The organism is Arthrobacter mangrovi (assembly GCF_026011795.1).
GTDB lineage: Bacteria > Actinomycetota > Actinomycetes > Actinomycetales > Micrococcaceae > Crystallibacter > Crystallibacter mangrovi.
This window is the reverse complement of the sequence record NZ_BRVS01000041.1, coordinates 15,203-34,907: the sequence shown is the minus strand read 5'-3', so window position 1 is coordinate 34,907 and position 19,705 is coordinate 15,203. Positions and strand designations below refer to the sequence as shown.

19 protein-coding genes and 1 tRNA gene are annotated in these 19,705 nt (G+C 67.5%); 9 read left to right on the top strand and 11 right to left on the bottom strand.

Annotation, left to right across the window (positions count from 1 at the left end; genetic code table 11):
* Positions 1-24: 24 nt before the first annotated feature.
* From AHIS1636_RS20060 to AHIS1636_RS20050, 3 genes are all read left to right on the top strand, one after another.
* Entirely contained in the window at positions 25-882 is an 858-nt protein-coding gene (locus tag AHIS1636_RS20060) for a DsbA family protein (protein ID WP_264797636.1), read from the top strand.
* Between the two features lie 108 nt (positions 883-990).
* Positions 991-1,067: transfer RNA gene (locus tag AHIS1636_RS20055), tRNA-Thr, on the top strand.
* A gap of 236 nt (positions 1,068-1,303) precedes the next feature.
* Positions 1,304-1,750: a GNAT family N-acetyltransferase gene (locus AHIS1636_RS20050; protein WP_264797635.1), complete on the top strand. Its 447-nt coding sequence runs from the start codon at positions 1,304-1,306 to the stop codon at positions 1,748-1,750.
* 58 nt (positions 1,751-1,808) lie between these two features.
* Here AHIS1636_RS20050 and AHIS1636_RS20045 read toward each other — a convergent pair whose 3' ends face one another.
* The gene (locus AHIS1636_RS20045; RefSeq protein ID WP_264797634.1) at positions 1,809-2,450 is read right to left on the bottom strand and encodes a GNAT family N-acetyltransferase; all 642 of its coding nucleotides are present in this window, start codon (positions 2,448-2,450) and stop codon (positions 1,809-1,811) included.
* Positions 2,451-2,587: 137 nt separating this feature from the next.
* On the opposite strand from AHIS1636_RS20045, the gene AHIS1636_RS20040 reads away from it, so the two are divergent.
* Positions 2,588-3,877 (top strand): CAP domain-containing protein, encoded by a 1,290-nt coding sequence (locus AHIS1636_RS20040; protein ID WP_264797633.1) that lies wholly within the window; start codon positions 2,588-2,590, stop codon positions 3,875-3,877.
* 11 nt (positions 3,878-3,888) lie between these two features.
* Here the strand turns inward: AHIS1636_RS20040 and AHIS1636_RS20035 are convergent, their stop codons facing one another.
* The 4 genes from AHIS1636_RS20035 to AHIS1636_RS20020 all read right to left on the bottom strand — a co-directional run bounded on the left by AHIS1636_RS20035 (position 3,889) and on the right by AHIS1636_RS20020 (position 7,932).
* A complete protein-coding gene (locus AHIS1636_RS20035) occupies positions 3,889-4,200 on the bottom strand; it encodes a hypothetical protein (protein WP_264797632.1) in 312 nt (103 codons plus the stop codon).
* Positions 4,201-4,285: 85 nt separating this feature from the next.
* Complete coding sequence (locus tag AHIS1636_RS20030; RefSeq protein ID WP_264797631.1) at positions 4,286-5,077, bottom strand: IclR family transcriptional regulator domain-containing protein; 792 nt, start codon at positions 5,075-5,077, stop codon at positions 4,286-4,288.
* 85 nt (positions 5,078-5,162) lie between these two features.
* The gene (locus AHIS1636_RS20025) at positions 5,163-7,037 is read right to left on the bottom strand and encodes a bifunctional sugar phosphate isomerase/epimerase/4-hydroxyphenylpyruvate dioxygenase family protein (RefSeq protein WP_264797630.1); all 1,875 of its coding nucleotides are present in this window, start codon (positions 7,035-7,037) and stop codon (positions 5,163-5,165) included.
* A gap of 22 nt (positions 7,038-7,059) precedes the next feature.
* The gene (locus tag AHIS1636_RS20020; RefSeq protein ID WP_264797629.1) at positions 7,060-7,932 is read right to left on the bottom strand and encodes a shikimate dehydrogenase; all 873 of its coding nucleotides are present in this window, start codon (positions 7,930-7,932) and stop codon (positions 7,060-7,062) included.
* Between the two features lie 247 nt (positions 7,933-8,179).
* Here AHIS1636_RS20020 and AHIS1636_RS20015 point away from each other — a divergent pair, with 247 nt between their 5' ends.
* Positions 8,180-9,502: an MFS transporter gene (locus AHIS1636_RS20015; protein ID WP_264797628.1), complete on the top strand. Its 1,323-nt coding sequence runs from the start codon at positions 8,180-8,182 to the stop codon at positions 9,500-9,502.
* A gap of 99 nt (positions 9,503-9,601) precedes the next feature.
* Here AHIS1636_RS20015 and AHIS1636_RS20010 read toward each other — a convergent pair whose 3' ends face one another.
* Positions 9,602-10,639 (bottom strand): LLM class flavin-dependent oxidoreductase, encoded by a 1,038-nt coding sequence (locus tag AHIS1636_RS20010; protein WP_264797627.1) that lies wholly within the window; start codon positions 10,637-10,639, stop codon positions 9,602-9,604.
* Between the two features lie 137 nt (positions 10,640-10,776).
* Between AHIS1636_RS20010 and AHIS1636_RS20005 the strand changes: the two genes are divergently transcribed.
* A complete protein-coding gene (locus AHIS1636_RS20005; RefSeq protein WP_264797626.1) occupies positions 10,777-11,778 on the top strand; it encodes an MsnO8 family LLM class oxidoreductase in 1,002 nt (333 codons plus the stop codon).
* A gap of 40 nt (positions 11,779-11,818) precedes the next feature.
* Here the strand turns inward: AHIS1636_RS20005 and AHIS1636_RS20000 are convergent, their stop codons facing one another.
* The 3 genes from AHIS1636_RS20000 to AHIS1636_RS19995 all read right to left on the bottom strand — a co-directional run bounded on the left by AHIS1636_RS20000 (position 11,819) and on the right by AHIS1636_RS19995 (position 14,814).
* Positions 11,819-13,228: a lipase maturation factor family protein gene (locus AHIS1636_RS20000; RefSeq protein ID WP_264797625.1), complete on the bottom strand. Its 1,410-nt coding sequence runs from the start codon at positions 13,226-13,228 to the stop codon at positions 11,819-11,821.
* A gap of 75 nt (positions 13,229-13,303) precedes the next feature.
* Complete coding sequence (locus tag AHIS1636_RS20450; RefSeq protein WP_444979311.1) at positions 13,304-13,405, bottom strand: MFS transporter small subunit; 102 nt, start codon at positions 13,403-13,405, stop codon at positions 13,304-13,306.
* Positions 13,405-14,814: an OFA family MFS transporter gene (locus AHIS1636_RS19995; RefSeq protein ID WP_264797624.1), complete on the bottom strand. Its 1,410-nt coding sequence runs from the start codon at positions 14,812-14,814 to the stop codon at positions 13,405-13,407. The genes AHIS1636_RS20450 and AHIS1636_RS19995 overlap by 1 nt, the downstream gene beginning before the upstream one ends.
* A gap of 525 nt (positions 14,815-15,339) precedes the next feature.
* Here AHIS1636_RS19995 and AHIS1636_RS19990 point away from each other — a divergent pair.
* The gene (locus AHIS1636_RS19990) at positions 15,340-16,827 is read left to right on the top strand and encodes a threonine/serine exporter family protein (protein WP_373875890.1); all 1,488 of its coding nucleotides are present in this window, start codon (positions 15,340-15,342) and stop codon (positions 16,825-16,827) included.
* Here AHIS1636_RS19990 and AHIS1636_RS19985 read toward each other — a convergent pair.
* Positions 16,824-17,678, bottom strand: coding sequence for a siderophore-interacting protein (locus AHIS1636_RS19985; protein WP_264797622.1), 855 nt, complete (start codon positions 17,676-17,678; stop codon positions 16,824-16,826). The genes AHIS1636_RS19990 and AHIS1636_RS19985 overlap by 4 nt on opposite strands.
* A gap of 68 nt (positions 17,679-17,746) precedes the next feature.
* Positions 17,747-18,517 (bottom strand): uracil-DNA glycosylase, encoded by a 771-nt coding sequence (locus AHIS1636_RS19980; RefSeq protein WP_264797621.1) that lies wholly within the window; start codon positions 18,515-18,517, stop codon positions 17,747-17,749.
* Between the two features lie 149 nt (positions 18,518-18,666).
* Between AHIS1636_RS19980 and AHIS1636_RS19975 the strand changes: the two genes are divergently transcribed.
* Complete coding sequence (locus tag AHIS1636_RS19975; RefSeq protein ID WP_264797620.1) at positions 18,667-18,975, top strand: DUF3263 domain-containing protein; 309 nt, start codon at positions 18,667-18,669, stop codon at positions 18,973-18,975.
* Between the two features lie 45 nt (positions 18,976-19,020).
* Positions 19,021-19,695: a LytR C-terminal domain-containing protein gene (locus AHIS1636_RS19970; RefSeq protein WP_264797619.1), complete on the top strand. Its 675-nt coding sequence runs from the start codon at positions 19,021-19,023 to the stop codon at positions 19,693-19,695.
* Positions 19,696-19,705 lie beyond the last annotated feature (10 nt).

Here is a 19,705-nt window from a genome sequence, read left to right as displayed (position 1 = left end):
GAAGACCGAAAGACTTGAGGACTTATGGCAAGCCAGAACACACCGAGGCCCACCAAGGCCGAGCGCACCGCGGAGGCACGCGAAAAAGCCCGCCAGATGCGTGAGGCCGAGCAGCGGAAGCAGAAGCGCAATTCGCTGCTGGTGCGCTGGGGTGTTGTGGCCGCAGTCGTGGCGATCGTGGCGATCATCGCCGTCGTTGTCGCCACCAACCAGCGCGGCGATTTCCCCGACGCAGGCTCCACGCCCGCGCACGGCAACAAGTACGGCGGGATCACGCTCACATCCAGCACGGAACTGGCCGCCACCGACGCCGCCACGGTGGATGTATCCACGGTGGATCCGGAGGCCAAGCCTCCGGCCGTGCCCAGCGGGATAGCGGCAGCACCCAAGGGCGATCCGGCCCAGATCGTGATCTACGTTGACGCAGCCTGCCCCCATTGCGCGGACTTCGAAGCCGCGTACTCGGGCCAGCTGAAGAAGTGGCTGGACAGCGGGGATGCCACGGTTGAATACCGCACGGTAGCCTTCCTGGACCAGCCGGCCACCGGTAACTACTCTTCCCGCGGAGCCAATGCCTTGGCCTGCGTGGCGAATACCTCGCCCAAGAGCTTCCTGCCCTTCATGGAAACCCTCTTCGAGCGCCAGGTCCCGACCGGCCTGGACAGCGACGAGCTAGCCAGCATGGCCTCCGACGCCGGGGCAGGCGGGGCGGAGAGCTGCATCAAGGACGGCACCTACCGCCCGTACGCCAAGTACACGGATGCGCTCGCGCGCGCCGAGGGCGTGGGCGGCACCCCGGCCGTCTACGTCGACGGCAAGCTGTGGGACAACACCGGCGACTTCGTCGAGTTCGCCCAGCCGATCCTGGACGCCCGCGCGTAGTCCAGGCAGCTAGGTCCCGGGTGGGCGCCGCGGTTTCACGCCCGGCGTCCACCTGGGCTAACCTTATCTAGCTGGCTTGATCCAGCCGCGCTGGTCCACCAGCAGTCCGCCTCCTTAGCTCAGTTGGCCAGAGCACCTGTCTTGTAAACAGGGGGTCGCCGGTTCGAATCCGGCAGGGGGCTCCACGAAACCCCTCCTGACTCGGTAAACGCCTGTCAGGAGGGGTTTTCACCTGTCCGCCGGGCCTCGAAACGCCCCGCAGTCCGAGTTTCGGCTCTCCGCCGACTCACCCGATCCCGTAGGGCGCCGCGGCGACCGTCTCGTAGGCGGGCAGGGACGGGTTGCGCCCGGATTGCTCATTGGCGGAGCATGGCTTTGCTGCAGTTGTACTGATCGGGGCCGTCGGCACAGGAGCGGGAGGGTGGTCGTGGGTGTTTCCTCCACCGTGATTCGCCGGGCCTGCACAGCCGATGTTTCCGCCATGCTGGGTCTGCTGGTGCAACTCGGATATGCCCCGGAGGAGGACTGGGTGCGAACCTGGGTGGGTGCAGCGTCGCCGGACGACCGGTGCCTGGTGGCGGAGGTCGATTTCCGGGTGGTCGGCTTGGCGCACATCCACAGGGTGCCGTTCCTGACTGAGAGCGCCTACAAGGCCAGACTCACTGCCTTGGTAGTCGATGAAGCGGAACGTTCGCGCGGTGTCGGTGGCCTCCTCTTGGGGGCGGCGGAGCAGGCCGCCCGGGACTTGGGCGCCGGTGTGTTGGAGCTTTCGACATCAAACCGGCGTCAGCGTGCGCACCGATTCTACGAACGCCACGGCTACTCGCAGCCTTCGAGGCATTACCGGAAGACCGTGCTTCCGGGATAGTTGCTGGGGTGCTTCGGGAACATTGCCCTGACCTGGACCATGTCCGGCCATCCGATGTTTATGGGGCGTCGCCTGTCACCGGGGGCAGGACCTCGTCCGAGAGTTCGGGAGGGCCGGTGAAGTAGACCATGTAGTCGGTGAACTCTTCTTCCAGCACAGGGATGAATCCGAAGGATTCCCAGTAGGAGTGCAAGGCTGACTTGGCCGCGTGGTGCTCCGGCATTTCCTCTTCGGGTCCGTCTTGTTCCAGCGGAGGTGCAGCACGCAGCACGACGAGGGCGACGCTGCGGCCGATGGTAGCCAGGACGGCCAACAGCACATGGTGGCCGAGCCATTGCCCCCGGTAGTCCGGTTTGATCAGCAGACTGGACAGGATCATCAGATCGCCGCCGAGATCCTTCATGCCGGCCGTGTCCAGGATGTCGGGGTGCAGTACCCCGAGGATCTTGCCGAACGGCGCGAGCTTCTTGTCGACGTCGAGGGTGTTGAACAGATCGATGCGCCCGGCGTCCGGAACCGTGTAAACCATGGCGGAGCCGATGCTGTGCTCTTCGACGTCGTCGTTCTCAGCGAAGACCTCGGCGTAAATGTTGATGCGCCACGCCAAAGGGTATGTCTCGGGAGATTCTTGCGCGTCAGGCACCCCCAGGTACGTCAGCCGGTAGGAGAGGATCAGATACTCAGGATCAACGTCGATCATGGCCGTCCCGTTTCAGTGGAGTGCCGCCTGGTAGGACCAGTCTAGGGGCCAGCCGAGCCGGGGACACGCCGCCATAATGCGTCGTTTTGCTGATTAAACGTGCTATATCAGGGCTTCTGCATTTACACTTGCTGACCATGGGGAAAGTACTTAAACCATTCATGGCGCTCGCGGTCCTAGTAGTCCTGCTCTTTTCCGGCCTCAGTCCCGCCGCGGCCATCACCAGGAGTTCCAGTGATCCGGTGGTCAAGGAAATCCTGGCGCAGGTGAACAAGTACCGTGCCGAGAACGGGCTTTCCCGTGTGGTGTGGAACCAGGGCGTGGCCAACGTGGCGCAGGAATGGTCCGAGGTGCAGAACACCCGCATCAACAAGGGCACCTACAGCCTTGAGACAATCCACCGCTCCGGCTACGGCACCCAGCAGATCCCGGCCGGCTTCGACTACGGCACGGAAATCATCGCCTACAACACCACGCCCAAGGCGATTGTCGACTGGTGGATGAGTTCCCCGGTCCACCGTTCGATTGTGCTGAGTCCGAAGGCGACCGACATCGGGATCGGCTACATGAAGACGACGAAGGCCGGCTGGTACGGGCAGTACTTCGCGGTCGCCAATGTCGCCGGGTATCCGACCACACGAAGCAGTCTTCCGCCGCACCCCGGCGGCGGCCAAAGTGCCACCGGCGGGTCCATCAGTCCGGGAGACATTGCGGCGGTGGATCCCGCCGGCTACCTATACGTTTATCCGTCCGCGGGCGGCGGAGACCTCTGGAATCGCACCTACGTCTCCGGCGGCTGGCAGGGCGCCAAGGAAATCGAAACCGTGGACTGGAACTCCGACGGCGTCCAGGACATCGTGGCCAAATGGAGCAACGGGCGCCTCACCGTCAACTACGGCCGTTCCGCAGGCGGTTTCGATGCCGCCTCCACCATTGGGTCCAGTGGCTGGGCCGGTTATGACATTCTGGTGACGGACTGGAAGCAGGCCGATGCGTTTCCGGGGATCGTCGCCAAGAACACCGCGAACGGGCGGTTGTACTACTACACCAACCCGTCCGGCACCAAGCACGGGGCGAGGAAGCAGATTGGCACCGGCTGGAGCTCGCTGGAGATCCTCGCGCTGGATTTCGATGCCGATGGCAGGACCGACCTCGTCGCCAAGACCTCTGCCGGGCAGCTGAAGCTTTACCGTGGCAACGGTGCTTCCGGATTCGTCTCCGAGACGCGGCGAACCGTGGGCAGCTCCGGCTGGAACGCAATGGACCATTTGACCGCCATCGAGAACCACCTGGGCAACGCCTTGCCGGGGATCCTGGCGCGGGACCGGTCCGGTAACCTGCACCACTATCCGGTGTCAGGGAACAGGATCAAGGGACGCGCGACGATCGGCGTCGGCGGCTGGAGCGGGCTGCTGCTCGGCAGCTGAGGCTGAGCCCGTCAGGAGGCCTTGGCCAGCGCCGGGTAATGCGCCCAGGCGCCGTGGTCTACCTCGAGGACGCTGCCGTCCTCGCCGTGGAGGATATTGACGGCTTCGCCGAAGTGTTCGCAGCCTTGGTCCGGGCACGCCTCCGACAGGTCGCCGGCATACTCGTTGGCGAAGTGCTGCTCCCACTCGTCCACCTTGGCCATGGCCCAGGCGTCGCCGGCCTCGGCGAGGCTGACCAGCTCTTCGATGGCGTACCGGCGGCCGCGCTGCGGGTGCACAGGTGCCTTGGCTGCAACTGGGGTGGTGTTCTTTGTCGTGCTCATGGTCCCAACTTAACGTCGGGCTCTGACAGTTTCCGGACACTGCCGCGGCGCGTCCGAAATGCGCCGTCCGGACAGCCGGGGCGGGTCAGGCTACGCCGCGGCTGCGTCCGCCGAAATCGCTGGCGATGGCCTCGGCCGCCTGCTGCAGGCAGGGCAGCACGGTCTCGGCGATCTCCGCTTCCGGCATCCTGTGCGTCTGCAGGGAGACGTTCAGCGCGGCGATGAGATCATTTCCGCGCTTCACGGGAACGGCCAGGCCGCGCAATCCGTCGTCGAGCTCGCGCGAGACCAGCGACCAGCCGAGTTCTGCGGCGCGGTCAACCTCGCTGCGCAGGGCGTCGATGCTGGCGACGGTATTCTCCGTGAACGGGGTCAGCTGGATGCTCTTGTAGTAGGCCTCGCGGTGGGCCGGCGGCAACCCGGCCAGCAGGATGCGGCCCATCGACGTCGCCCAGGCCGGGAACCGGGTGCCGACGTTCACTGAGACGCTGAGCAGGCGGGGCGCGGCGACGCGGGCGATGTAGACGACGTCGGTGCCGTCGAGGATGCACAGCGAGGTGGTCTCGTTGAGGTCGACGGCGAGCTGGCGCAGGTGCGGTTCGGCGATCTGCGGCAGGGTCAGGTTGGCCAGGAAGGACGCACCGATGTCCAGGGCCCGCGGCGTGAGTTCGAAGTGCGTCCCGTCAGTGCTGACGTAGCCGAGGTCGGCAAGGGTCAGCAGGAACCTTCGGGCAGCCGCCCGGCTGAGGTCGGCCTTTGCAGCGACACGGGTCATGGTGAGGCGCGGCTCGTCGGAGGTGAAAGCCAGCAGGACCGCGAAGGTCTTCTCGACTGACTTTACGTAGTAGGCCGGTTGCTGGCCGGCCGGCTCGGTCACCATATGCTCCTCCGATGGGTCATGCTCAAAAGCCCGGGGGCCGAGAGCTAGGATACAGCCGCGGACACCTGCCGCCGGATTCGGCCTAGCCGCGTCCGCGCCGCGTGCGCCCGTACTGGGCGGCGAGCCGCACCGGCGTGTTGGGCGCGCCGTAGCCGTCGTAGCCGGCCCTGCGCTCGACGACCTCGAAGAAGACATTGCCCACTGTGGCCGTATAGAAGTGCAGGAACTCTCCGTCCTCGTCCCGGTCGTACAGAAGGTTGTACTGCTGCAGGGTCTCGAGGAAGCCGTCCGCCAGCCGGAACCGGGCCTGCAGGTCGGCGTAGTAATTGGCGGGAACCGGCAGGAAATCCAGCCCGCGTTCCAGGGCGCGCCGCGCGACGGCCACCAGGTCGGTGCAGGCGAAGGCGACATGCTGCGGGTAGCGGGGGGCTGAGGCCGGATGCTCCAGCACCAGCGGGGCGATGTTCAGTGCGAGGCGGATCCTGCGGTCCTCCGTGCGCATGACCTGGCTGCGGACGAGGCCGACCGGGCTTGGCACCTCGGTCGACGGCTGCCGGTCCAGCGAGAGCGTGCTTTCGTAGAAGAGCACGGCTTCGTCATAATGCTGCCACGGCTGGGCCAGGTTCACGTGGTCTACGTGGGTGATGAGCCCGGCGGCCGGCACTCCCGCGGCGTAGTCCGGCGCGCCGGTCCGGGGATTGAACTCCTTCATCCATGCCACCGTGCCGTCCCCGGAGGCTTCGCATAGGAAGATTTCGGTCGAATCGGGCGCGGATACGGCCTGCAGTACCTCCTCATCCGCCTGGCTGGGGCGGAGAACCGGAGTGGCCTTCAGCTGCACGGCACGCGACGCGGCCGCCACCGGGTTCTCGACGTCGAACCCCAGGGCAGCGATGGTGGGTTCCATCTTGCGCGCCTGCTGCTCGTTGATGATGATGCGGGCCTGTCCCTGGGTCCACAGCTGGACTGGCTTGGTCCGGTGCCGGCCGGCGTAGCCGAAGCCCAGCTGGTACAGCAGTTCCTGCACTTGCGCGGTGTCTTCGGCCTTGACTTCGGTGAAGTTGAAGCCGCTCGGATCGTCCACCTTCGGCAGCGTCGCCAGCTTCATGGCGTAGCGGCCCCCCGGCCCGTCCGCCTCCTGCAGGTGCAGCAGGGTCTGTTCCTCGAGCCAGATCATCGACCGCATGGCGTCGACGGCGGTGCGCACCTCGTCAGTCTGCCGGAACACATCGTTGAAGATTTCCAGCGAGACCGGGCCGTCGTACCCGGCGCGGACCAGGTGCCCCATGAAGCCGGCCAGATCAAAGTCGCCCTCGCCCGGAAACACCCGATGGTGCCGGCTCCAGGAGAGGACATCCATGCTCATGCGCGGGGCGTCCGCGAGCTGGACAAAGAAGATCTTCTCCGCCGGGATCTTCTCGATGCCGGAGGGGTCCCAGTTGCGCGAGAGGATGTGGAAGCTGTCCAGGCAGGTGCCGAAGTTCGGCAGGTCCACCAGCTCCACAATCCACCAGGCGTGCTCGAAGTCGCTGACGAACCTGCCCCAGGCCAGGGCCTCGTAGGCGATCCGGACGCCGTACTTCGCAGCCAGCTGGCCCAGCCGGCGCAGCTGGGCGGCGGCGGCCTCGTCATCGTCGACGGTGGCCGTGGCGACGTTCGTGCACAGCAGCATGGTGTCGACGCCGAGCTGGTTCATCAGTTTGAACTTGGCCTCGGCACGGTAGAGATTGGCCTCCAGCAGGTCCTCGCCGACTCCTTCGAAGTCGCGGAAGGGCTGGTAGAGGTCGAGGCTGAGCCCGAGCTCGCCGGCCAGGGCGCGGATCCGGGCGGGGCTGCTGGGGGAGACGAGCAGGTCCTGCTCGAAGATCTCGATGCCGTCGAAGCCTGCGTCGGCGCAGGCCCGCATCTTCTCCTCGAGCGTTCCGCTGAGGCAAACGGTGGCGATGGAGGTTCTCATGCTGCTGCTTTCCGGCCCCGGCCTAGCGGCCTTGCCCGATCAGTTCAAGGAAGTGCCGCCGCATGCGGGCGGCGTCCGGGGCGATGCCCGTGATCAGCGCGAAGGCGTCCACCGCCTGGCCGACAGCCATGTGCCCGCCGTCGAGCACCCGACAGCCCTTGGCCGAAGCCGCCCGGACCAGCTCGGTCTCCACCGGACGGTAGACGACGTCGGCGACCCAGTGGCGTGGTTGGAGCAGCTCCGCATCGATCGGGAGCCCGGGGTGGCTGTGCATGCCCACCGGGCTGGTGTTGACGAAGCCGTCCGCCGTGGACAGCGCATCAGCGAGTTCGTCACGTCCGGCTGCGGCCACCTCGCGGCCGGGGAAGAGCTCGGCGAGGGCAGCGGCCCGGGCTGCGACGCGAGCCGGATCGAGGTCGATGAGAGTCAGCGACTGCACCCCGGCCTTGAGCAGGGCATACGCGACGGCGGATCCCGCCCCGCCGGCGCCGAGCTGCACGACGTTATCCAGCGTCGCGCCGGGCAGCCCGTGGGCCAGGCCGGTGCCGAATCCGGAGAAGTCGGTGTTGTGGCCGATGAACTTTCCGTCCCGGACCAGGACGGTGTTGACGGCCCCCAGCCGGGCGGCATCATCCGAAACCTCGTCCAGGTGGTCCAAAACCAGCTGTTTGCACGGGTGGGTGACGTTGAAGGCGCTGAAGCCCAGGTTTCGGCCCTGCCGCAGCAGGTCCCCGACGGACTCTCCCGGGAGCCCGATTTCGGTCAGGTCCACCGGCCGGTACAGGTAGCGCAGGCCGTGATGGTCCGCTTCGCGCTCGTGCATCGGAGGCGTCAACGACGCGGTGATGCCTTCGCCGATGAGTCCGACCAGGTAGGACTCGCTCACAGTGCTCATGCGAGGTTCGCTTTCTGTTGGCGGGCGACAAGTGCCCGATTTCACGGCCTGTTCGATTCTTGCACAATTGTGCGTATATCGCACTAGCTAGCCGGACTGTTTTTGCCGGCCTTGCGGGCTGCTGTGATACGCGCTACCTTTACTCAGTGTTCGATCTACGCGCAGTTGTGCGTATGGCGCACAACTTGTCCCGGTGACGCCTTCGAGCTGCCGGACCCCAAACCTCCCCGTACACCAAGGACTTCTCATGAGTGCACCGATGCAGGAGAGCGTGGAACACGCGCGGACTCCCAAAAAGGCGGCGCTGGCCAGCTTTATGGGCAGCGCGGTCGAGTACTACGACTTCTTCATATTCGGATCCGCCGCCGCGCTGATCTTCCCGCATGTGTTCTTCCCGGACGAAAGCGCCCAGGCCAGCATCATGTCGCTGGCCACCTTCGGCTTTGCCTACATCGCCCGGCCCATCGGTGCCGTCTTCGTGGGCCACTTCGGCGACCGGATCGGCCGCCAGAAGGTCCTGATGTTCACGCTGGTCATGATGGGCGCCGCAACGTTCATCATCGGCTGCATCCCGGACTTCAACACCATCGGCTGGTGGGCGCCCGCGATCCTGGTGCTCTGCCGCCTGATGCAGGGCTTGTCCGCGGCCGGCGAGCAGGCGGGTGCCAGCTCGCTGACCCTGGAGCACGCCCCGGACAACCGCCGTTCCTTCTTCACCTCCTGGACCCTTACCGGCACCCAGGGCGGCCAGATCCTCGCCGCTCTCGTCTTCATCCCGGTGGTCGCGCTGCCGGACGAGATCAAGTACGGCATCGGCTGGCGCATTCCGTTCTGGCTCTCGGCGATCGTCGTCCTGGTCACCTACTTCATCCGCCGCTCGCTGCACGAGACCCCCACGTTCGAGGCGGCCAAGGCCAACAACGAGATCGCCAAGCTGCCCGTCGGCGTGCTGCTGAAGAACCACTGGCGCGACGTGCTCCGCGTGATCTGCTGCGCGTTCATCGCCGCCGTCTCCACCGTCTACGGCACCCTGGCTATCAAGTACGGCTCGGAGGTCGGCAATGTCGACGAGGGCATCACGCTCTGGCTCGTGGTCGCAGGCAATGCCGGCGCCCTGTTCACGCAGCCGCTTTTCGGCACCATCGCGGACCGGATCGGCCGCAAGCCGGTCTTCATCTACGGGGCCGTCGGCAGCGCCGTATTCATGCCCTTCTACCTGCTGTCGATGGAGTCGGGCAACATGTTGCTGCAGTTCGCGCTGTCCGTGCTGACCTTCTCCTGCGCCTACGCGGCCGCCAACGCGGTGTGGCCTTCGTTCTATGCCGAAATGTTCAGCGCCAAGGTCCGGTTCTCCGGCCTGGCGATCGGCACCCAGCTGGGCTTCCTGATGGCCGGCTTCGCTCCGTCCATCGTGGCCGCCATGGGCGGTATCCAGGAAGGCGGCTGGGTCGCCACCAGCCTCTTCACCGCCGCGATCTGTGCCGTCGCCGCTGTCTCCGCGCTGACCGCCCGCGAAACCTACAGGGTTCCCACCGCCGAGCTGGGCAAGCGCCAGGCGGTCACCGTCTAGCCGCCCGCAACCTGCGCGTACGACGCCGGGAGGAGGCTTCGCAGCGAAGTTTCCTCCCGGCGTCGTTGGTTTAAGTGCTCCTGAGGAGCGCGGCGTGGATCAACCGGCAAGCAGCTCGCGGACCAGAGGTGCAACCTTGGTGCCGTAGAGCTCGATGCTGGCCATCAGCTTTTCGTGGGGCAGGGTGCCGAGGCTGTACTTCAGGTCGAAGCGGCTCAGGCCCAGGCCCTTGGCGACTTTGGCGATCTTGGCGGCAACCGTTTCCGGGGAGCCGACGAAGAGCGCGCCGTCCGGGCCTGCCTCCGCCTCGAACTGGGCGCGGCTCATCCGGCTCCAGCCGCGCTCGCGGCCGATCCGCTCCTGCATGTCCGCATAGGGCAGCCACATTTCCTCGCGCGCCTGCTCGTCCGTGGCTGCGATGTAGCCGGGGGAGTGCGCGCCGATGGGCAGCCGCGGCCGGCCGAACTGGTCGAGGGCCCGATGGTAGAGATCGGTGAACGGGGCGAAGTTCATGGGGGCGCCGCCGATGATGGCGAGCATCAGCGGCAGCCCGTAATGCGCGGCGCGGACCACGGATTCCGGGGTCCCGCCGACGGCGATCCAGGCCGGCAGCCTGCCCGAGCCCGTGGGCGGATAAATCCGCTTGTTGTCCAGCCGGGGGCGGGTGCGGCCGGCCCACGTGACGGGCTCCTCCTTGAGCAGTTCCGTAAAGAGCTGGAGCTTCTCGTCAAAGAGCAGGTCATAGTCTGCCAGGTCCAGCCCGAACAGCGGGAAGGATTCGGTGAAGGAACCGCGGCCGAGGATGACTTCGGCGCGGCCGCTGGAGGCGGCGTCGAGGGTGGAGAAGCGCTGGAACACCCGCACCGGGTCGTCGGAACTCAGCACGGTCACCGCCGAACCGAGGCGGATGCGCTTGGTTTGGCCGGCGATGGCGGCCAGCACAACGTCCGGGGCGGAGACGGCGAAGTCCTGGCGGTGGTGTTCTCCGATGCCGATGAAGTCCAGGCCGACTTGGTCCGCGAGGACCGCCTCCGCAATCACGTTGCGGATGACCTGGTCGTGCGGCAGGAGGGCGCCCTCGGGTCCCGCGGTGACATCGCCGAAGGTGTCCAGGCCGAGTTCAAGAGTCTGTGCCACGGAAACGGGGCCTTTCTGTCGAATGGTTGATGCATTTGCATCTTATTGAACTTCGCGCGGGCACGGGCTATTCCATCGGACACCGCCGGCGGGACGGCCGGCAGGAATACCCTCGGCGGCGCGGCGTTGTGCCAAGTGTGCAGCTACCGTCGATCCCCCTCTCCATCCTGGACCGAGCCAACGCCCGCGAGGGCCAAACCGCCGCGGACGCCCTGAACGCCACCGTGGCGCGGGCCCAGCGGGCCGAGCGGCTCGGCTACCACCGCTTCTGGGTCGCCGAGCACCACGGGGTTCCCGGGATTGCGGGTTCCGCGCCGACGGTCCTGATGGCGGCTGCGGCGGCGCGGACCACGCGCATCCGCATCGGCTCCGGGGGAGTCATGCTGCCGAACCACCAGCCCCTTATCGTCGCGGAGCAGGCGGCAACCCTGCAGGCTCTTTTTCCCGGACGCATCGACCTGGGTCTGGGGCGGTCCGTCGGCTTCACCCCGGCGGTCCGGGCCGCCTTGCGCCAGGACCGGGATGCCGCCGACGCGTTCGCCGACGACCTCGCGGAACTGCTGGCCTATCTGGCGGGAGGCGCGGCCATCACGGCCCGTCCGGAGGATGGCGGGGCAACGCCGCCGTTCGTGCTGGCGACCGGAAAGGGAGTGGACACCGCCGCCAAGGCGGGCCTCGCCGTCGTTGTGGGAGGTCCGGCCTTCAGCGGGCGCGCCTCCGCGCCGGTCCTCGGCGCACTGGAACGCTACCGGCGGAACTTCCGGCCGTCCGCCTACTACTCCGAGCCGTACATCATCGTCTCGGCGAACGTGGCGGTGGCGGACAGCGCGGACGCGGCCGAAGAACTGCTGTTGCCGGAGGCGTGGGCGATGGCGCAGTCCCGGACCCGCGGGGAGTTCCCGCCGCTGGCGCCGGTCGAGGCCATCAGGCAGGTGGGGATGTCGCCGCGCCAGCAGCAGCTGGTGGCGGAATCGCTGTCCGCGTCGGTGGCAGGAACGGAGGCGGCGGTGGCGGAACGGCTCGGCCGGCTGCTGGAAGCGACCGGGGCCGACGAGCTGATGGTCACCACGAACACCTTCGACACCGGTGCGCTGGCCGCGGCCGACCGCCGCCTCGCGAGGATGTTCGGGCTGGCCTAGCCCGGCGCCGCGGCCGGCCCGCGCTCCGGCCGCCGGGGCGTCAAAGCCGGCTGGTCGGGGCAACCAGCAGGCCGACCGGCCGGCGGACCCACCACTGGCCCGTGCGGCGCAGCTCCGACCAGGTCGAGTAGCGGTAATGGAACACCCGGGCGCGGACCTGCTTCGGCGCAGCGCCGTCGAACGGGTCCCGGCGGAGCATCCGCAGCGTGCGCGGATCCGCGGCCAGCAGCCTGCGCAGCAGGGGGATGAACCAGCTATCGCCCGGGACGCCGAGGGCCAGGAACCACATCAGCCAGTCCAGTCGCAGGTGGTAGGGCGCGAACTGGCGCGGCAGCCGCCGCGGGTCGCCGGGCTTGCCCTTGAACTGGTATTCCTCCCACCGGTCGCCGTCGAGAGTTCCTTCGACGACGATCTCGAAGCGCTCGCGGGTAATGCTGCCGAAGGCGCCGTAGGCGTTGGCGAGGTGCCAGCGGTTGAAGCTGGCATTCATCAGCTGGCGCTTGGCGAACAGGTTGCGGGCCGGCCAGTAGCTCAGCACTACCATCAGCGCAGTGACGGCGAGGACGACGACGGTGAACCAGAGCGGGGTGGGGCCGTAGTCCGGCGTCAGGGCAGGATCTCCGGGAAGGACGGCGGCGATGGCGCGATCGCCCAGGGCTGCGGAGGCGATGATGATGGTCAGCCAGTTCAGCCAGGCGAAATTGCCGGAGAGCACCAGCCACAGCTGGGTGATGATCAGGATGGCGGCGGCGATGCTGCCGATCGGCTGGGGGAAGAACAGGAAGAACGGAACGACGAGCTGGGCGAAGTGGTTGCCGGCCACCTCCACCTTGTGCAGCGGCTTGGGCAGGTGGTGGAAGAACCAGCTGCCCGGGTTCGGCATCGGCTGCGTCTCGTGGTGGTAGTACAGGGCCGTCAGGTCCCGCCAGACCCGGTCGCCGCGGATTTTGATCATGCCGGCTCCGAACTCCAGCCGGAAGGCCAGCCATATGAACAGCCACAGCACCGTGACCGGCGGCGCGATATCGTTGGAGCCCAGGAAGGCCGCGAGGAAGCCGGCCTCGAGCAGCAGCGTTTCCCAACCGAAGCCGTAGAAGGTCTGTCCGACGTTGACGATCGACATGTAGAGGCCCCACAGCAGCAGGAACGCCGCCATGGGAAGCCACGGCGGCCCCGCCTGCGGCAAGCCGGCCACCAGCAGCAGTGCGACGACCGCCCCCGTCCAGGCCACCGCCAGCAGCAGCCCGTCCGAGTAGCGCCAGCGGAAGAGCGTGGGTCCGCGGGCAGAGGTCCGGGCCAGGTAGCGGGGTACAGGCAGCAGTCCGTGTTCACCGAGCAGTACCCGGAACTGCGCTACCGCGGAGAGGAATGCGATCGCATAGACCGCGGCGATGCCGCGCTGCAGTACCTGCCGCGCCACTTCGAATCCGTCGGCCTCCAACCAATCCATCGCACTCTCCACGTTAGGGCGGCGCCCGAGGGTGTCAAGGGAGCGAGGCGGACTGGCGCGGCACCTCCCGCGCGTCTACCCGAAGAGCGCGGATGCCTTCATCAGCGTCTGCGCGACTCCGTAGAGCAGCGGGATGCCGACCAGCAGCCAGCCTGCTGCCACCTGGGCCTTCTTCATCAGTGACTGTCCTTTCCTGCCGCGGCGGCGTCGAGCTGCGCGGGCTCCGCGGGGACCGGTTCATGGTGTTTGGGGTCGACCGGTTTGACGAGCAGGTTGGCGGCGAATCCCAGCACCAGCAGGCCGACCATCGTCAACAGGGCCGGCTGGTAGGCCGCCGCCGTCAGTTCGCCCGGCTTGCCCTGAGCGTCGAGGAAGGCGTTGACAATCAGTGGCCCCGCGATGCCGGCAGCGGACCAAGCCGTCAGCAGCCGGCCGTGGATGGCGCCGACCTGGAAGGTGCCGAAGAGGTCGCGCAGGTAGGCGGGAACGGTCGAGAATCCGCCGCCGTAGAAGCTGATGATCACGAAGGCAAGCAGCACGTAGAGGGAGGTGGCGGAGTGGCCGAACAGGGCCAGGACCACGTAGAGCACCGCGCCAACGCCGAGGTAGATCATGTAGATGTTCTTGCGGCCGATGTAGTCGGAGGTGGTTGACCACGCGAACCGGCCGGCCATGTTGCCGATGGACAGCAGCCCGACGAATCCTCCCGCCACGGCCGCGGTGACGAGGGAACTCCCGTCGGCCTGCCTGAAAAAGTCCTGGATCATCGGCGAGGCCTGCTCGAGGATGCCGATGCCGGCGGTGACGTTGCAGAACAGCGCAATCCAGACCAGCCAGAACTGCCGGGTGCGGATGGCATTGCGTGCCGAGACGTTGGCGGTCGTGACCAGCTCCTTCGCTTTCACCTTGGAGGGATCGAAGCCGGCGGGCTTCCAGCCATCGGCGGGCACTTTGATGGTCATCGCCCCGAACATCATGTACAGGAAATAGACGACGGCGAAGGTCAGGAAGAGCTTGCCGACGGCGTCTCCGCTGGCGACCCAGCCGGGGGTGCCGTCGAAGGACGGATCGTAGAACTGGAGCAGGGCGCCTGAGAGCGGGCTGGCGATCAGCGCCCCGCCGCCGAAGCCCATGATGGCCATGCCCGTCGCCAGCCCCGGACGGTCGGGAAACCACTTGATCAATGTCGAAACGGGGGAGATGTAGCCGATGCCCAGTCCGATGCCTCCGATCACCCCGTAGCCGAGGTAGACGAGCCACAGCTGGTCGCTGAAGATTCCGAGCGAGCCGACGAGGAACCCCGCGGACCAGAAGACCGCCGCCGTGAACATCGCCTTCCGGGGCCCGTTCCGGTCCACCCAGGTGCCCATGACGGCCGCGGACAGGCCGAGCATGACAATCGCTACGGAGAAGATGACGCCGATCTCGGTGAGGCTGGCATCGAAGTGCGCAACCAGGGCGTTCTTGTACACGCTTGTCGCGTAGGCCTGTCCGATGCACAGGTGGACGGCGAGGGCTGCCGGCGGGATGAGCCAGCGGTTGAACCCCGGCGGGGCGACGGAATTCCTGCGGTCCAGCCAAGCCATGCGGATGCCTCCGAGCCGATTGATCGTTTATTCACTACTGTGCGTTATATCACAGGGTCGCCCGCTGGCCGGCTTGGAGCGGATGCTTACGCTTGTCCGCCGCAAGGACGAGAATGAGTCCATGGAGACCGGCGAAAAGGGCCGGCATTCGCCGCGCCGGGTTGAGTCCGGACCGGGTGTGATGCGATTCTCGGCCGAAGCGGACTTCTGGTTCCGGCCGGTGTGTCACCATGAAATCCGGCCCCGGCGGGAGCGCCGGGACACATCAGGAATGGAGGGGCAGTGCAGGAGAAGGACGGTCAGCGGGACACGGAGTCGGGGACGACGCCGCGGGCCGGCATGCTGCCCATCGTCAGGCCGGTGAACCAGGCCGGTTCCTCTCCCGACGGGACCGCGGCAGGCCAGCCCCGACCGGGCCGTCCTGCCACCGGATCCACGGACGATGGTCCGTTGGCAACCAAACAACAGCCCCGGGCAGCGAGGGTCCAGTCCCGCCGGCACAACAGGCACCGGGGCAAGCCGGAGCTGCCGAAGAGGCCGGTGGCGAAGGAAGCCAAGCCGGTCCCCGCCGGCACGGCTCCGCTGCCGCTGCCCAAGAACCAGCAGCGGACCAATGCGGCCGCCCGCCGGATGCTACGCAAGCTGGTGCAAGGGGAGGCCCCTCCGACGGCCCCGATGAGCATCGTCGAGCGCCTGGCAGGCAGCCCCTACGCCAACCCGCTGGTGCAGAGCTCCGGGGTGGATGCATCGGCGCGCCTCACGCTGGACTTCGCCCTCGACGTCGCCGAGACCATGCTGAGGTTCGGTGCCGGCGCGCTGGAGGTCGAATCCAGCATCATCGCGGTGACGGCCGCCTTCGGGCTGCGCGACGTCGACGTGGACATCACCAACCAATCCGTGGTGATCAACTACGCCCGTCCGGACACAGTGCCGATGAACGTCCTGCGCGTCGTGCGCTCGTGGACCAACAACTACGCGGGCCTGTCCGCGGTGCACCAGCTCGTGACGGACATCGTCAACGGCGGCGTGGGCCGGACCGAGGCCAGGGAGCGGCTGAAGCAGATCACTTCGCGTCCCAAGCCGTTCCCGCGCTGGATGGCCATCGGTGCCGGCGGCGTGTTCTCCGCCGCGATCACCGGATTCATGGGCGGCGGAATCTTCGCCGGGCTGGTGGCGCTGCTCGCCACGGTGCTGATGGGCCTGCTCGGCCGGAAACTCAACAAGTGGCGGGTCCCGGACTTCTTCGTGACCGCCGTGGGCGCCTGCCTGGCCACCGTCGCGGCGCTGGTCTTCTTCCAGCTGCGCGTGCCGCTCAGCCCCGCGCTGGTCATCGCCGGAGGGATCCTCTACCTGCTGCCGACGGGCCGCCTGGTCTCCGCGACCCAGGACGCCATCAACGGCTTCCCGGTCACGGCCATGGGGCGTTACCTCTCGGCGTTCCTGACCTTTGCCGCCATTGCCTCGGGCGTGGCCGTTGGGCTGGTTGCCGGAAACCTGGCGGGGGTCAGCCTGCCCGAAATCTTCGTCGAGGGAGGGATCAGCTATCCCTTCATCGTCCGGGCCGCCCTGCTGATGGTCGCGACGATCGCAATTTCCATCACGGAACAGACCCGGGCGAACGTCCTGCTGCCGACCGCACTGGTAGGCGTTGTTGGCCTCATGGTCTACGAGGCCGTCCTGCTGGCCGGACTTGGATCGCGCATCAGCCCGTTTGTCGCCGCCGTCGTTATTGGTTTCCTCGGGCGGATCGTCGGACTGCGCCTGGGGTCCCCGCAGCTGGTGGTCGCCGTTCCCGCGGTGCTCTTCCTGCTTCCGGGCTTCTCGGTCTTCCGCGCCATCTACGAGCTGACGATCAGCACCGAGCAGGCGTTCAACGGCATGATCGGCTTGCTCGGCGCATTGACCGTGATCCTGGCGATGGCCGGCGGCACGGTGCTCGGCGACTATCTGGCGCAGCCCCTTACCCGCGACCTCGGGTCCAACGAGGGCCGGCGGCGGAACCGCCGCCGCTAGCCCGGGTAGTTCTCGGGAAAGATCTGGCCGGTGGGGGTCTTCTTCTCCGCCTGGAAGGCATCCTCCGCGCGGCCGTAGGCCCAGTAGCCCGAGATCGACACCTGCTTGCGGTGCAGCCCGTGGTCCTTGAACAGGACATCGCGCAGTTCCTTGACCGCGCCGCGCTCGCCGTGCACAAAGGCGTCAACGTCTCCCGCCGGCCAGTCCAGCTCCGCCACCGCGTCGCGCAGCAGCGACGTGGTGCCCGCGGGACGGCCCTGCCGGTAGAGCCAATGCACTTCGACCCCGTGGGGAGTGCCGAGCTCCTGCACGTCCGCGGGGGAGTCAACCTCCAGGAACACGTGGCCGGCGGCGCTCGGCGGCAGGGCGTCGATGGCGGCGGCGACGGCGGGCAGCGCGGCGTCATCGCCCGCGAACAGGTACCAGTCGGCGGCCGGGGCGGGGGAGTAGGCGCCGCCGGGGCCGGTCAGCATCAACCAGTCGCCGGCACGCGCGGAGGCGGCCCAGGGGCCGGCCACGCCTTCGTCGCCGTGGACCACGAAATCGATGGCCAGCTCTCCGGCTTCGGTGTCCACGCTGCGGACCGTGTAGGTGCGGCTGACCGGGAGCCGGTCGGCGGGCAGGCTTTCCTTAAGCTCAGCCACATTCGCGGGAAGCTCCACGTCCAGGTCCGGCGGGAGGAACCAGATCTTCACATACTGGTCCGTGGCAGGCTTGGGCTCGAATTTCGCGAACCCCTCGCCGCCGGCGAAGACACGCACCATGTGTTCGGAGAGCCGCTCGGTCCGGGTGACCCGCAGGTTGATCTGCGGCTTTCGGGTCCGTGCGGGTGCTGCGGGCTGGCTCGACATCGACTGCTCCTGGGTTCCTTGATACTTAGGCCAAGCTAACCCAGTAACCTGCCCGTGCCCAATTGCCGTTACCGGCCGGGGCTGGACGGGAGACGCCAGTCCACGGGCGCCGCCCCCTGTAAGGCCAGCAGCTCGTTGACCCGGCTGAAGGGGCGCGAGCCGAAGAAGCCGCGCGCTGCAGAGAGCGGGCTGGGGTGCGCGGACTCGACCCGGGGGACAGCGCCCAGCAACGGTGCGAGGTCCTGGGCGTCCCGGCCCCAGAGCACAGCCACCAGCGGACCGCCGCGGTCCACGAGGGCGCGGACCGCCAGTTCGGTCAGCTGTTCCCACCCCTTGCGCCGGTGGCTTCCGGCCTTGCCCGCCTCCACGGTCAGCACCCGGTTCAGCAGGAGCACGCCCTGGTCGGCCCAGGCGCTCAGGTCGCCGTGCGGCGCCGGTGGAATGCCGAGGTCGGACTGGAGCTCCTTGTAGATGTTGGCCAAGCTGCGGGGCAGCGGCCGCACGCTGCCGTCGACCGCGAAGGAGAGGCCGATCGGGTGCCCCGGCGTCGGGTACGGATCCTGGCCCACGATGAGCACCTTCACCGCGTCGAGCGGCTGTTCGAAAACCCGCAGGATATTGGCTGGCGCAGGAAGGATTTCGCGTCCCTCGCGCCGCTGCTCGGCCAGCTGGCCAGCCAGTGCGTGGACGGTTCCGGCCGCCGGCGCCAGCGCCGCCGCCCACTGCGGATGCATGACGTCCCCGAGTTCGGCCGGGGCGGCAAAAGGGTAGGCCGCCGTTGCCGGCCCCGCGCCGGGGCGGGCCGGCAGCGGAAACAGGGCGCCGTCGTCGTCAGTCATGCCCCTATGGTGCCGGGAAGCGGTATCGAAGCGCGAACCGGTCGGGGCGTCGGCAGGATCACCGCGGGCGATAAATGACAAGGCTGTGCTTCGGCCTTAAAATGGGCAGGACAGTTTCCCCAGCAAACCAAAGGAAGTGACGGTACGTCGTGCCCGGTCCCGCCGAAGCCAGCGCCTTCTCCCTCGACGCCGAAGTTGACGAGTCGAGCCCGCTGAGCGAACGGGACCAGAAGATGCTGGCCCTGGAGCGGCAGTGGTGGAAGTACTCCGGCGCCAAGGAGCAGGCGGTCCGCGAACTGTTCGATCTGTCCGCCACGCACTACTACCAGATCCTGAACGCGCTCATCGATACCGAGGAAGCACTGGCCCACGATCCGATGCTGGTCAAGAGATTGCGTAGACTACGTACGTCCCGGCAGCGCGCCCGCACGGCCCGCCGGCTGGGCACCAACGCCTGATCCGGGTCCTCCGGACATCCACTGACAAGGACGCACTCTTCAGCGATGACCAAGTATCCCCGGGACGAGTTTGACCAGGTTCCTGAAACGTCTGACCGGCACGGTGTCCACCGTGCGCACGTCGACGCCAGGAAAAGCAGCGGGCTCGGCCTGATCATTCTGGCCTCTGTGCTGGCCCTGGCCGTGGGTGCAGTGTCCTTCTTCGTCGTCCCGCTGCTGGGCGCGGGCGGGTCCGGACTGCCGGCCACGCAGACCGCGACGGCGGCGGAGTCGACGCCCGCCGCAGCGAAGACGGCCGAGCCGACGAAGGCGGCAGCCGCGAAGCCAACCGCAAAATCCACGGAGGCGGCAACCGAGGAGGCCAAAGCCGCCGCGGCACCGACGGACGCGCCTGCCGAAGAGCCTTCGCAGGACCCGAGCGCGGAAGCGGCACGCGAAGCCGTCAACCGGGCCGACCCATTGCTGATCTTCAACGCGGCCGGCATCACCGGGCTGGGCGGCACGGTGTCGGAGCGGGTCAGCGCGGACGGCTGGTCCGTCGCCCTGGTCGACAACTGGCAGGGCGGGGCGATGCCCAACTCGGTTATCTACTACAACCCGGGCCAGGCTGCCAATGCCGAGGCGGTCGGCCAGCTGCTGGGCATCACCGACCTGCGCGAGACGGCCCAGGGCGCAGTGTCGCTCTACGTCACCGTGGTTCTCGGTCCGGGCTTCCAGTAGCCTGCGGCGG

Bases quoted from the DNA above. Each gene is read 5' to 3' on its own strand.
- AHIS1636_RS20040 (WP_264797633.1), top strand. From the start codon at position 2,588: ATGGGGAAAGTACTTAAACCATTCATGGCGCTCGCGGTCCTAGTAGTC.
- AHIS1636_RS19995 (WP_264797624.1), bottom strand. From the start codon at position 14,814: ATGGCTTGGCTGGACCGCAGGAATTCCGTCGCCCCGCCGGGGTTCAAC.
- AHIS1636_RS19970 (WP_264797619.1), top strand. From the start codon at position 19,021: ATGACCAAGTATCCCCGGGACGAGTTTGACCAGGTTCCTGAAACGTCT.
- AHIS1636_RS20035 (WP_264797632.1), bottom strand. From the start codon at position 4,200: ATGAGCACGACAAAGAACACCACCCCAGTTGCAGCCAAGGCACCTGTG.
- AHIS1636_RS20045 (WP_264797634.1), bottom strand. From the start codon at position 2,450: ATGATCGACGTTGATCCTGAGTATCTGATCCTCTCCTACCGGCTGACG.
- AHIS1636_RS20450 (WP_444979311.1), bottom strand. From the start codon at position 13,405: ATGAAGAAGGCCCAGGTGGCAGCAGGCTGGCTGCTGGTCGGCATCCCG.
- AHIS1636_RS19985 (WP_264797622.1), bottom strand. From the start codon at position 17,678: ATGTCGAGCCAGCCCGCAGCACCCGCACGGACCCGAAAGCCGCAGATC.
- AHIS1636_RS19980 (WP_264797621.1), bottom strand. From the start codon at position 18,517: ATGACTGACGACGACGGCGCCCTGTTTCCGCTGCCGGCCCGCCCCGGC.
- AHIS1636_RS20000 (WP_264797625.1), bottom strand. From the start codon at position 13,228: ATGGATTGGTTGGAGGCCGACGGATTCGAAGTGGCGCGGCAGGTACTG.
- AHIS1636_RS20025 (WP_264797630.1), bottom strand. From the start codon at position 7,037: ATGAGAACCTCCATCGCCACCGTTTGCCTCAGCGGAACGCTCGAGGAG.
- AHIS1636_RS20015 (WP_264797628.1), top strand. From the start codon at position 8,180: ATGAGTGCACCGATGCAGGAGAGCGTGGAACACGCGCGGACTCCCAAA.
- AHIS1636_RS20060 (WP_264797636.1), top strand. From the start codon at position 25: ATGGCAAGCCAGAACACACCGAGGCCCACCAAGGCCGAGCGCACCGCG.
- AHIS1636_RS20020 (WP_264797629.1), bottom strand. From the start codon at position 7,932: ATGAGCACTGTGAGCGAGTCCTACCTGGTCGGACTCATCGGCGAAGGC.